A 12,359-nucleotide genomic window follows, 5' to 3' on the forward strand; every position below is an offset into this window, starting at 1 on the left:
TTTAATTAAGGAATATATATGAGAATTTTAGATATTATTGAAAAGAANAAAAATAATATTCAGTTATCGCAAAATGAAATAAAGTTTGTGATTGATGGTTATACTAAAAATTTAATTCCAGATTATCAAATGTCTGCTTTTTTAATGGCTGTATATTTTAATAGTATGGATAAAGATGAAATTAACTATATTGTAGATGCCATGATAAATTCTGGTGAAACATATGATCTTTCTAAAATCAAAGGATTTAAAGTTGATAAACATTCTTCTGGTGGAATTGGTGATAAAGTAAGTTTAATATATGCACCATTAGCTGCTAGTTTTGGTTTAAAGGTTGCTAAAATGTCAGGAAGAGGTTTAGGGCAAACTGGGGGAACTGTTGATAAATTAGAAAGTTTTCCTAATTTTAAAGTAGAGTTGCCATTTAATGAATTTGTAAGAATCGTTAATGAAACTAATATTTCAATTATTGCACAAAGCGACAACATTGTACCCGCTGATAAAAAATTATATGCTTTAAGAGATGTTACCGGAACTGTTAACTCAATTCCTTTAATTGCTGCAAGTATCATGTGTAAAAAAATTGCGACAGGTTCTGATGGAATTATTTTAGATATTAAATGTGGCCAAGGGGCTTTTATTAAAACAATTGAAGAAGCAGAAGTTTTAGCAAATTATATGATAAATATTGGTAAAAAATTTAATAAAGTTATTGCAGCAGAAATTACAAATATGTCCCAACCGCTTGGAAGAGCTATTGGAAATAAAATAGAAATTTATGAAGTTATTAGTTGTTTAACAAATAATGGTGATGAAGACCTATTAGATATTGTTTGTGAATCTGTTGCTTTAAGCTTATTGCAAGCAAAAGTTTTCGATGATTTTGATAAAGCTTATGAAGCTTGTGTAAATAAATTAAAAACAAATGAACCATTACATTTTTTTAAGAAATGAATTAAGGCTCAAGGTGGCGATATTTCTATTCTAAATTATAAAGATTTAGATGATATGTTGAATACAACATACAAACACGAAATCAAAGCTGAAACTAATGGTTATATGAATATTATTGACGCGAATAATTTAGGGCTAGCTGCTGTAAAAATTGGTGCTGGTCGAAACACAAAAGAAGAAAAAATTGATCATGATAGTGGGATTTATTTAAATAAAAAAAATGGAGAGTCAGTTAAAGCTGGGGAAACATTAATAACAATTTATTCGAATAAAAAAATAACAGATGAAATAGTTAATTTTATTACAAATACTCATAAGATTGTTNNTCAAAAAAAACCCATAAAAGAACCGCTTATTTATAAGGTGATTAAGTAATGGCTTATAATATTAATTTAGATAATTTTTCCGGACCTTTAGATTTACTTTTAAATTTAATTAAAGAAAAAAAGATCAACATTTTTGATGTTGATCTTTTAGAGTTAACAACACAATATTTAGAAATTGTTTCAAATCAACAAAAATTAAACATGGATATAGCTGTTGAGTATTTATATATGGCGTCATATTTATTAGAAGTTAAATCAAAACTTTTAATTCCAAAAGAAAAAGTTGAAATGGATGAAAAAACTGAAGATGAAATTAGAAATGATTTAATTCAAAAATTATTAGAATATAAAAAAATAAAAAAAGTTGCAGTTAAGTTAAAAGAAAAATATACCGCAAGTAGCTTATTTCTAGGAAAACCAGAAACAAATGTTAAAGTTAAAAAAAATATTTTATTAGAAAAAGATAACATTGATAATTTGATATCAGCAATGATGCAAGTTTTTGAAAGACTAGAGTATAAAGAGCCAAAAGAAACAAATGTTGTAATTAAAGAATATTCATTAGAAGAAACTTCGGGTAAAATTATTAATTTTTTAATAAGTAGAACTAAAAAGAAAACCTCTTTAATATCAATTGTTGAAAATTTTGGTTATAATAAAAAAATGTTAATAACTTGCTTTGTAGCAATTTTGGATTTAGTTAAAAAAGCGCAAGTTACATTGCAACAAGATAATGTTAAAGATGATATTAAAATAACTTTCATAGATAATAAGGAAAATTAAAATGTTAAAAGTATTAAAACAACAAGAAGAACANNAGAAATAAACGATAAAATAAAGTCAATTGTGGACTCGTTATTATTTATTAAAGGCGATGAAGGAATCACTGTTGAAAAAATAATGACTGTTACTAATTTAGAACGAGATAAAATTGAATTAGTTTTAAATGAAATTAAAAGTGATTTAGATAAAAATGAAGCTAAAGGGATTACAATTCAAAAATTTTTAAATAAATATCGCTATGTTACAAAAAAACAAAATTATGATTTTATAATTAAAGAAGAATCGGTAGTGGAAAAAGTTAAACTATCATATTCAGCTTTAGAAGTTCTAGCAATTATCGCTTATAATGAACCTATTACCAAACCGGAAATTAACGATTTGCGAGGTGTTGCAAGTGATCATTTATTAAATAAATTACGTTCATACGATTTAATAAAAACTGCTGGTAAAAGTGATTTACCAGGAAAACCGTTTTTCTATAAAATAACTGAAAACTTTTACAAACATTTTGATTTAAAATCAAAAGAAGATTTACCAAAAATATCAGATTTAAAACAGAAAGAAATAAAAGGATTATTTAACAATGGATAGATTACAAAAATATATTGCTAGCATGGGATACTGTTCTCGTCGTAAAGCAGAAGAATTAATAAATAGAGGGCATGTTAAAGTTAATGGATTAGTTGTTAAAGAGCATGGTAAAAAAGTTTCTGGAAATGAAGAAATTTTAATTTTTGACAAGCCACTTGTGAATAAAAATACACAAAAAGTTTATTACGCTTTGAATAAACCAAGAGCAGTTATTTGCACAGTTAGGGACCCAAAACAAAGAAAAACTGTTTTAGACTTTTTCCCAAGAACACAAGAACGTTTATACCCTGTTGGTCGTTTAGATTATGATACTTCAGGTTTAGTTTTTATTACAAATGATGGAGATTTTGCTAATATAATTACTCACCCAAGTTACATTATTGATAAAAAATATCATGCTCAAGTAAGGGGAAACTTTACAAAACATGATTTACAAACTATTACAAAAGGTGTTGTTATTGATAACAATGGGCTTGATTTTAAAACTTCAAGATGCCAAGGAAGAATTGTTAAAAATTTATTTGATGAAAATAAAACAATTGTTGAATTAATAATTCATGAAGGAAAAAATCACCAAGTTAAAAAAATGTTTGATGCTTTAGGGTTTGATGTTTTAAGGCTAAAAAGATTATCAATCGGACATTTTGAAATGCCCCAAGATTTAAGAGTTGGACAATATATGGCATTAAAACCAAAAGATGTTAAAAAATTCTTTGGAGATTATCAACAAAATATTAATGATAATTCATTTTAATTATATAAATCAATAAATTAAGGAGTTTTATGAAAATAGTTATTTCGGGTGTTGTGGGAGTAGGAAAATCAACTATTAGTAATTTATTAGCTAATAAATATAATTTTCATTTATTTGAAGAACCAGTTGAAAAAAACCCATTTTTAGATGAGTTTTATAAAAACCCTAAAAAAATTGCGTTTCAAATGGAACTATTTATGACTTTGATGCGCAGTCAACAATTAAATCAAAGCAAAAACTTTAACAACGTTATTTTTGATCGCTCTATTTTAGAGGATCCAATTTTTGTTGATGTTTTATATGAAATGAAACATTTAAATGATACTGATTATAAGATATATATGGAATTTTATAATGAAGTAATTTTAAATACACTTAAGTTAGATAAAAAAGTAAAAATAGATAAAGTTATTTATTTGACAGCTTCAGCGAAAACCGCAATTGACCGAATAGAAAAAAGGGGTAGAGAAGTTGAAAAGAACGTCGATAATGAGTATTGAGAGGTGTTAAATAAACATTATGATTTATGATACAAAAAATTTAAAAATCACTTTGAAATTATTGTTATTGACACTGAAAACAAAGAACCTGATATGATTGCAAATGAAATAGCAAGTGTTATTAAGTTAGGAGATTTAGATAATGAAAATTAGTTTAGCTGGAGTAGTGGGTGTTGGTAAATCTACAATAAGTGAAATATTAAAGCAAACAGATAACGATATAGTAATATTTTCAGAACCAGTCAAAAAAAATCCTTATTTAAATGATTTTTATAATAACCCTAAAGATTTTGCTTTTAGAATGCAAATTTTCATGATTATGGAACGTAGTAAACAACTTTTAAATATCCCAAAAGATAAAGATGTTATTTTTGACAGGTCGATATATGAAGATAAAATATTTGTCGAAGTTTTAAAAAAAATGGGAAACATGAATATTACTGATTATAAGTTATACATGGATTTTTATGGAATGTTAGTTCAAGAAAATTTATATTTAAAAAACGACATTGTTCCAGATTTATTTGTTTATTTAAAAATATCTGTTCATAATGCTATTAAAAGAATAAAGCAACGCGCCAGAGCTTCAGAATTAATTGTTGATAAAGCTTATTGAAAATTGCTTAATAAACAATATTATATTTGATATAAAAACATTAAAAAAACTAATAATGTTATTAAAATAAACATGAATAGAATTTCTTCTAAAAGAGCTGCTGAAAAAATATATAAAATAATTCAAAATAATAAAAAAAAGTAACGTAAGTTACTTTTTTTTATTATGTATTTTTATATTATTAAATAATTCCTTTATCTTTTCAAATTTTCTTAACAGCATCAGAACCTTTTGAAAGTAAAACATCTTTATATTCTACAAATCTTTCTTTACATTCCTGTAGTTCTTTAATTGCTTGATCTGTACCACTTCAACCATTTATAACAACAGATTTCTTTTGTAAAGCTTTATATTGCAAGAAAAAGTTTTCAATTTCATCTCTTAAATGTTTTGGAACATCATTTAATTGCTTATATTCGTTAAATCTCGGATCATCTACAGGTACTCCGAATAGTTTTGTATCAACTTCTCCTGCATCAATCATGTTAATAGTTCCTAAAATTCTAACATTTACTCTGCAGCCCGGGAATGTTGGTTCTGTTATTAAAGATATAACATCTAATGGATCTCCATCTAAATCAAGTGTATTTTCAATAAAACCATATTCTCCTGGATAAAAATTTGCCCCATATAAAACTCTATCTAGTTCAATTTTTCCAGTAAGTGCATCTACTTCATATTTATTTCTACTACCTTTTGGTATTTCAACTACAAATTGTGTTTCTAATGTTTTGCTCATAATTTTCTCCTTTATTTATCTCCTAATAATTCTACAATAAACTTTTTAAATTTTGGCACATCTGTTTGATAATCATAATATTTTAATTGCAGTTGAAAGGGTGAACCACCACCAGTAATATAATCAACTTTTCTTTCTTTAAATACTTTACCAATATTTATTTCTTTATTTTTATTGTTAACAATTATTGAATTAGTTTTAGTGTTTACAAATATTTGATATAAATTACTATCATTTTCAGACATCATAATTAATTTTTTTGATACATTTTTATTATCAATATCTAGATCATCTTCATAAAATATTATATTCTTGCTTAAAGAAATACCAGAATATTCCTTGTTAAAAAATTTATCTTCATTTTCTTTTTTTAAAATTAATTTAATTTCTTTGACTTTTTGTTCTACTGATTTTTTATTTTCTTCAATTTTTTTAAGAGTAGCATAACTATAATTAACATTTTTTTCAAGATTAAACATTTTTTTATCTTCTTTTGTTAATAATGTTGTTTCTTCCAAAAAATTATTATAATCTGTTATTTTTTCATCAATATGTTTTTTATAAAAAACCATATTTGTTGTTGCTCTTATAACAAATTCTTTTTTACTTTTATATTGTTCGTATATTTCTAAACCTGAAATTTCATTTAAATTGTTTACATGAGTTCCACTGCAAAGAGCGCTAGTTATATTTTCAAATGAAACATGTCTTAAAAGTGAATCATCTTTTGTTAATGCTTTTTCAAATTTTTCTTCCACCAAATTTTTTTTCTAAAGCTTCTTCAAAAGATAATCAAACTTCTTTTTGATTGTGGTCTTCTTTTAAATAGCTTTGGGCCTTAGCTAATGATTTTTTTAAAAACTCATCTGTAAACATTTCGTTATATATATATCTAATAACAAAATAATCTTCATTTAGATTGGCAGATTTTTCTACTAAAACATTATTTGATTCAGTTAATAAAACATCCGCAAATAAATGCAAAGCAGTATGATTTTGTGATGCTTTATTTCTTTTATCTTCATCAATATTTTGTATTACATTGTCATTTACAGAGATAACATTATTATCAACAAGTTGTATTTTGTAATACATTTGGTTATAAGCTATTTTAAAACCATCAACTACTAATGCTAATAAATTATTATTTAAGTCAAATATTTTTCCACTATCCGGTACTTGGCCTCCGCCACCAGAAAAAAAATGGAGTCTTGTCAAAACATACAAAATAGTTATCATTTGTACCAGTTTTCTTTAAATTATTAAAATTTTCATCAAATATTTTAATGATTTTTCCATCATTTATTTTACTATTTTTATAACCTTCAAATTTTGAAGTAATATTTTTTAATATTTCTATTGTTGCTTCTTTTTCCATATATAATTTCCTTTTTTACAAATAAATGCTATTTCTATTATGAATTATTTTTAAAATAATGTAAAATAATATAGATAATCATAGTTATAATTTAAAGTTTAAAGGGGTATTATGAAAAACATAAGAATATTATCTGTCATTTTTATATGAGTGGGGACAATAATACTGGCAAGCTTTCAAGGTATATTTTTGATGACTTATAAAACAATGCCGCTTGACAATACATTTTTTATTTTTGCCCAATCTGTTGTTGCTAAAATAAGTTTGTTATTAAATAGTACAATTTTATCATCACAAGAAAATATTGAAACATTAAATTTTGTTGTAAAACACAGTGAGCTTATAGGAGCTGTATTGTTTTTAATCATTTTTGGACTTTCATTATTTTTTATTGTTCCTTTATTTTCTTGAAGTAATATTAAAAAAAGAAGTTAAAAATACTGGTTACAATAAGTTTGCAAGTTATTGAACATTAATTTTGCCAATAATTTTTATAATGATCGAGGCTAGTTTCATTGTTTGATTTGTTTTAACTCCGGTTGATAATTTTTATTATATTGGAGGATTAAATCCAATATTTTTCATTAATTTTATTGGTCCTTTATTTTTACTTACTGGTTCAATATTTTGATTAGTATTTTTAACAGATATTTTAAAATTAAATAATAGAATTCAAAATAGTTTAAACTCTAAAACTTCTCCACATATTGTTAGGGATGATTATGGAGTTGGAGAAATTAACCATAGAGAACAAACAAGAACATCAATTAATTTTGATGATAATAGTAACATTGATTTAAAACAAAAAGTTGCAAAATTAAAAGCTATGATGGGTAACGCGCCAGATGATAACTATCTTAGAACCGTTGATAAAGATACAAGAGAAGTTGTGCATGAAAATCCATCTGCAGCTTTTATAGAAAAAACAAACGATATTAAAGAACCAGTACCAACTCAACCAGTTACATATAAAGACAAGATTGATTCTGTTAAAGTTTTAGATAAAGAACATAAAATTTTTATTCCTTCATCTAGAAAAGATACAGATTTTGATACTAGTTCAATTGCTAAAAAATTAAATCAAAACCCATTATATGGTGGTTCATATAATTCTCAAACAAAGCAATCTAATTACAAAAACAAAACAAATAATAATAATTCTTCATTTGTAGGTGATGGTGATAAAATTTGAGAAGCAAATCAACAATATCGTAACCAATATGTTTCAAAAGAAAAAGTATATAAAAACAATGATGATGAAAACAGAAATAATTAAGGTTGTTTTTTAGTTATGAAAGATAATATAAAGTATTTCGAATATAAAGATATCGTTTTAAAGTATGAGTTATTATATAAAAAAAATCAAAAAAACATTATTTTAAAAGCCAACGGAGATAATATAAAAATATCAGCACCAAATCATGCAACGCAACATGATATTGATTTATTATTTTATAAGAATATTAAAAAAATACTTCAGGTACGAGATTTATATAAAAAAAATATTAAATTAAATTTAAATAAAAAAAATCCTTACATTAAAATTTATGATAATAATCATCAAATTCTGTTATTCCAAGGAAATGAAAGATCAAAAATTTCTAATGGAGTATTTTATTTTAAAGATTACGAAGATCAAGAAGTAACTGTTAAAAAAATATATAATGTATTAAGGAATAAATTTCATAATGATTTTTTAAATATTGTTAATAAATGAAAAAATATTATGGGCTTGGAATTAAAAAATGTTAGCTTAAAAAACATGAAAACAAAATGAGGTGTGTGTTACCCGAAAGAATCTAAAATTGTGTTAAACATAAAGTTAGTTCATTATAAAATTAATATCATTGAATATGTTGTTATTCATGAATTAGCACATTTAGTCCATCATAATCATTCAAAATTGTTTTGAAAACTTGTTGAAGACTATTGTCCAAATTTTAGAGAACATAAAATGTCTTTAAATGAACCAGGAGCTTAATTATGCAAAAATTTAATAAAGAAGAATTTATAATTAAATATAATGAAATAAAAAACATGATTTTAAATGCTAACACTTCTTTTGAAATAACAGAGTTAATTAAAGAAGAGATTACATCAAAAAAATCAATATTTTTAGCTTTTTTNAGTAACATTAAGTCTTTACCAAAAGAAGAAATAAAAGAAATGGGCGCTTTTCTAAATAGTTCTAAAAAAGAACTTTTGGAACTAGCAAATAACAAAATAAATGATTTAGCAGACCAAGAATTAAATGATAAATTANNAAAAAAAGAAGTTATTGATGTTGGAATATCATCAATTTCACCTGAAATAGGTTATAAAAATCCTTTAGAAATAGTTTTAAACGAAGTTGATGCAATNTTTTCTGAATTAGGATATGACATAGTTTATGGAACAGAAGTTGAAAGCGATGAATATAATTTTCAAAAGNNGTTAAACTTGCCCCAAAATCATCCGGCTAGAGATATGCAAGATACATTTTATATTTCGGATAAAACACTTTTAAGGACACACTGTACAAACGTAACAGCTAGAGAAATATCTAAAATGAATGAAGGTGATACTGTAGCAATTATTTCTACAGGTAATGTTTATCGAAGAGATGATGATGATGCAACACACTCGCATCAGTTTATGCAAATTGATGGTTTTTTAATTGCTCCAAATATTTCTTTTGCTAATTTAAAATGAACAATAAAATACTTTTGTGAAAGAATATTTGGTAAAGATACAAAGATCAGATTACGACCAAGTTTTTTCCCGTTTACAGAACCATCAGTTGAAGTTGATGTATCATGTACAAATTGTGAAAATCAAGGTTGTAAAATATGTAAAATGTCTGGTTGAATCGAAGTTTTAGGTGCAGGAATGATCGATCCAAATGTTTATGAGTTATGCGGTAAAAGTAAAGATTTAACAGGATTTGCTTTCGGAATTGGTGTTGAGCGTATTGCTATGCTTAAATATGGAATAGACGACATTAGACATTTTTATACAAATGATATAAATTTTTTAAAGCAGTTTAGGAATTTTAGGTAGGAGAATTTATGATAATTTCAAGAAATCATATTAATAGTTTCATTAATATTAATAAAATTAAAGATGAAAAAATTGCTTTGGCCTTTAATAGGTTAGGTTTTGAAGTTGAAAATATTTTTAACATACCGGTTTTTAACAATCTTGTTTTAGGTCGTATTGGTTCTATTGTTAAAATAGAAAATACTAAATTATCTTATTGTATGGTTGATATTGGAGAAGATTTAGTTGTACCAATTGTTTGTGGGGCAAAAAATATTAAAGAAGATGATTTTGTTATTGTGGCAAAAATAGGTGCAAAGCTATTAAATGACTTTGAAATTAAAGAAGCAAAAATACAAAACAAAATTTCACATGGAATGATTTGTTCTTTATCAGAAATAGGTGTACCAAAAGATATTATTGGAAAAAATAGTGTTGATGGTGTTGAAATCTTAAATGGTTTTGAAAATATTAATACTAGTAATTTAGGAGAAAGCATTTATAACATTTTAAATCTTGCAGATACTTTTTTTGAACTTGATATAACTGTTAATAGAAGTGATGCTTTAGGTACTATTTCTTTGATTAAAGAGTTAGCTTTATTTTTTAAAAAAGAAATGGCAATTGATGAAAGTAAAATTATTTCATCATATTTTTCTAAAGAAAATTATGAAATAGAAATTGATGAAAATGTTACAGAAAATATTAATTATTTTTCATACTTAACATTAGAAATACCAAAGGAAATTAATTATCAATTTAAATATAGTGATTATTTGTTACTTTCAGCTAATGGTTATACAAAAAAAGATAGTGATATTGAAAACTTAATTTCATATACTAAAATAATTACCGGGACTTATTTATACTTAATGGTAGGGGACGTTGAATTTGAAAAGGGGACTTTAAAATTAACGGAAGAAAACAAGTTAGAGCTTAGTTTTGCAAATAATGAAAATGTTATTAGTGTAGGTTCTTTGAATTCCAATAAAATTTTAAGTAGTATTACTGAAAAAACAAAAAAACTTGTTTTATTTGCTATAAATGTAAAACCAAACTTAATGAGAAAAATTGATAAAATAATTAATATAGATTCATTTATCAAATCGTCATTTATTAAACCAATTTCAAATTTTAGAACAAAGTTATCTCTTAGTTTATTTTCAGCTTTTGTTAAAGAAGAGCAAGAAATAATTGATAATAATGAACCAATTCAAGAAATTGTAGATAACAGTGTTTTAAAAAACAACATTATATTTTCTTTAAGCAATGTTAATAAATATCTTGGAATTAGATTAACAAATAAATTTATCTTACAAACACTAAATAATTTAGATTTTGAAATTCTTAATAATGAAAAAAATAATTATGTTGTATTTCCACCATCTTATAGATTAGATATAGTTAATAAACAAGATGTTTATGAAGAATTAGCTAGAATATATGGATATGACAATATAAAAGAAAAACCTGTCATATTACCAGCTATTAAAAAAACTTACAATGTGGAAAAAAATATTACTAAATATACAAGTGATTTTTTAATAAACAACGGTTTTTCACAAGTTAAAACTTATTCATTAACAAGTGATGTTACAGCTAATGAATACAATTTATTTAACTATAGTGATCGTGTAAAAGTTCTTTTACCATTATCAAAAGATAGAGAAGTTATGAGAACTTCATTAGTTAATAATTTATTAACGATTGGTAAATATAATATAAACCGTCAAAATAATAATTTAAAATTATTCACAATTGATAAAATTTATCAAAAAAATCATGACTTTAAACACTTATCATTACTTGTGGAAGGAAATTTTTATCAAGATAAATTTACAAAAGAAAAAGTGGAATGAAATTTTTATAATTTCAAAGCTGTAGTTTTAAAATTATTAGAAAAAAATAATATTAATCAAGCTGATTTAAGTTTTATTAAAATAGAAGATACGAAAATTAGTGTATTGCACCCATATCAAAGTGCAAACATCTTTTATAAAAATGAATTAATTGGTGTTATCGGTAAAATTCACCCTAAAGTTGGTTCATCATTTAACTTAAATAATGTATTTATTTGTGAAATTTCTTTAGATTTTTTATTAAATATTGATATAAACACTTCTTTTGTTAAATTAGATAAGTTTCAATCTTCAAAAAAAGCATTAACAGTAGTAATGCAAAATAACTATTCTGTTAAAGATTTAGAACATCATTTTAATTCTTATAGTGAAACATTAGAAAAAAACATTAAAATTAAATATGTTTTCCAAGATAAATATGTACTTGATAAAAATGAATATTCTTTAAATTATGATGTAGAAATTTATAAAAGTGATCAGCAAATTACTGATGCTGAATCAAATGANAATTTTACAAAATTTAATAACAATTTTACTAAAAAATAACTTTACAATTAAATAACAATGTTATAAAATAATTAATGTTATTTAATGTTATAAAATAATTAATATAGAAGGAGCAAAAATATGGCTGTACCGTTTCGTAAGACGTCCAAACAACAAAAAAGAAAAAGACGTACACACTTTAAATTAGGTTCTTTAACTTTAATTTCTTGTACTAACTGTGGGACAACAATTAAACCTCACAGAGTTTGCAAAGAATGTGGTTATTACAAAAATAAAGAAGTTATAAAAGTTGACTAATACCATTAAATAAATGGTATTTTTTTATATATAATAG

16 protein-coding genes are annotated in these 12,359 nt (G+C 24.2%); 12 read left to right on the forward strand and 4 right to left on the reverse strand.

Going from position 1 to position 12,359, the window contains the following annotated elements:
• Nucleotides 1–18: 18 nt before the first annotated feature.
• The 6 genes from NPX79_RS03190 (at nt 19) to NPX79_RS03215 (ending at nt 4,668) form a co-directional block, all read left to right on the forward strand.
• The gene (locus NPX79_RS03190; RefSeq protein ID WP_381414993.1) at nt 19–1,329 is read left to right on the forward strand and encodes a thymidine phosphorylase; all 1,311 of its coding nucleotides are present in this window, start codon (nt 19–21) and stop codon (nt 1,327–1,329) included.
• A complete protein-coding gene (locus NPX79_RS03195) occupies nt 1,329–2,063 on the forward strand; it encodes a segregation and condensation protein A (protein WP_381414994.1) in 735 nt (244 codons plus the stop codon). Before NPX79_RS03190 ends, NPX79_RS03195 begins: the two co-directional genes overlap by 1 nt.
• A gap of 63 nt (nt 2,064–2,126) precedes the next feature.
• Nucleotides 2,127–2,654, forward strand: coding sequence for an SMC-Scp complex subunit ScpB (gene scpB, locus NPX79_RS03200; RefSeq protein WP_381414995.1), 528 nt, complete (start codon nt 2,127–2,129; stop codon nt 2,652–2,654).
• On the forward strand, nt 2,647–3,408 hold the full coding sequence (locus NPX79_RS03205) for a pseudouridine synthase (protein ID WP_381414996.1): 762 nt from the start codon (nt 2,647–2,649) through the stop codon (nt 3,406–3,408). Before scpB ends, NPX79_RS03205 begins: the two co-directional genes overlap by 8 nt.
• A 29-nt stretch (nt 3,409–3,437) precedes the next feature.
• Nucleotides 3,438–4,061 carry a deoxynucleoside kinase gene (locus NPX79_RS03210; RefSeq protein WP_381414997.1) on the forward strand — a complete coding sequence of 208 codons (624 nt, stop codon included), beginning with the start codon at nt 3,438–3,440 and terminating at the stop codon, nt 4,059–4,061.
• Complete coding sequence (locus tag NPX79_RS03215; RefSeq protein WP_381414998.1) at nt 4,051–4,668, forward strand: deoxynucleoside kinase; 618 nt, start codon at nt 4,051–4,053, stop codon at nt 4,666–4,668. Before NPX79_RS03210 ends, NPX79_RS03215 begins: the two co-directional genes overlap by 11 nt.
• A gap of 37 nt (nt 4,669–4,705) precedes the next feature.
• Here the strand turns inward: NPX79_RS03215 and NPX79_RS03220 are convergent, their stop codons facing one another.
• From NPX79_RS03220 to NPX79_RS03235, 4 genes are read right to left on the reverse strand one after another with little or no spacing between them, the layout of a single operon-like run.
• On the reverse strand, nt 4,706–5,263 hold the full coding sequence (locus tag NPX79_RS03220; protein WP_381414999.1) for an inorganic diphosphatase: 558 nt from the start codon (nt 5,261–5,263) through the stop codon (nt 4,706–4,708).
• A gap of 11 nt (nt 5,264–5,274) precedes the next feature.
• The gene (locus tag NPX79_RS03225) at nt 5,275–6,024 is read right to left on the reverse strand and encodes a hypothetical protein (RefSeq protein ID WP_381415000.1); all 750 of its coding nucleotides are present in this window, start codon (nt 6,022–6,024) and stop codon (nt 5,275–5,277) included.
• Nucleotides 5,945–6,481: a hypothetical protein gene (locus tag NPX79_RS03230; RefSeq protein WP_381415001.1), complete on the reverse strand. Its 537-nt coding sequence runs from the start codon at nt 6,479–6,481 to the stop codon at nt 5,945–5,947. Before NPX79_RS03230 ends, NPX79_RS03225 begins: the two co-directional genes overlap by 80 nt.
• Nucleotides 6,432–6,641, reverse strand: coding sequence for a hypothetical protein (locus NPX79_RS03235; RefSeq protein WP_381415002.1), 210 nt, complete (start codon nt 6,639–6,641; stop codon nt 6,432–6,434). The genes NPX79_RS03230 and NPX79_RS03235 overlap by 50 nt, the downstream gene beginning before the upstream one ends.
• Nucleotides 6,642–6,752: 111 nt before the next feature.
• Here NPX79_RS03235 and NPX79_RS03240 point away from each other — a divergent pair, with 111 nt between their 5' ends.
• The 6 genes from NPX79_RS03240 (at nt 6,753) to rpmF (ending at nt 12,322) form a co-directional block, all read left to right on the forward strand.
• Nucleotides 6,753–7,076, forward strand: coding sequence for a hypothetical protein (locus NPX79_RS03240; protein ID WP_381415003.1), 324 nt, complete (start codon nt 6,753–6,755; stop codon nt 7,074–7,076).
• A 61-nt stretch (nt 7,077–7,137) separates the two neighbouring features.
• Nucleotides 7,138–7,917 carry a hypothetical protein gene (locus tag NPX79_RS03245; protein WP_381415004.1) on the forward strand — a complete coding sequence of 260 codons (780 nt, stop codon included), beginning with the start codon at nt 7,138–7,140 and terminating at the stop codon, nt 7,915–7,917.
• 15 nt (nt 7,918–7,932) lie between these two features.
• Nucleotides 7,933–8,622, forward strand: a complete 690-nt coding sequence (locus NPX79_RS03250; RefSeq protein WP_381415005.1) for a M48 family metallopeptidase — start codon at nt 7,933–7,935, stop codon at nt 8,620–8,622.
• Between the two features lie 2 nt (nt 8,623–8,624).
• Entirely contained in the window at nt 8,625–9,680 is a 1,056-nt protein-coding gene (gene pheS / locus NPX79_RS03255) for a phenylalanine--tRNA ligase subunit alpha (protein WP_381415006.1), read from the forward strand.
• 8 nt (nt 9,681–9,688) lie between these two features.
• Nucleotides 9,689–12,064 carry a phenylalanine--tRNA ligase subunit beta gene (gene pheT / locus NPX79_RS03260; protein WP_381415007.1) on the forward strand — a complete coding sequence of 792 codons (2,376 nt, stop codon included), beginning with the start codon at nt 9,689–9,691 and terminating at the stop codon, nt 12,062–12,064.
• Nucleotides 12,065–12,145: 81 nt separating this feature from the next.
• A complete protein-coding gene (gene rpmF / locus NPX79_RS03265; RefSeq protein WP_381415008.1) occupies nt 12,146–12,322 on the forward strand; it encodes a 50S ribosomal protein L32 in 177 nt (58 codons plus the stop codon).
• Nucleotides 12,323–12,359 lie beyond the last annotated feature (37 nt).

Origin of the sequence: Spiroplasma endosymbiont of Anurida maritima (assembly GCF_042465095.1) — a bacterium.
Taxonomy (GTDB): Bacteria; Bacillota_I; Bacilli_A; order Mycoplasmatales; family Mycoplasmataceae.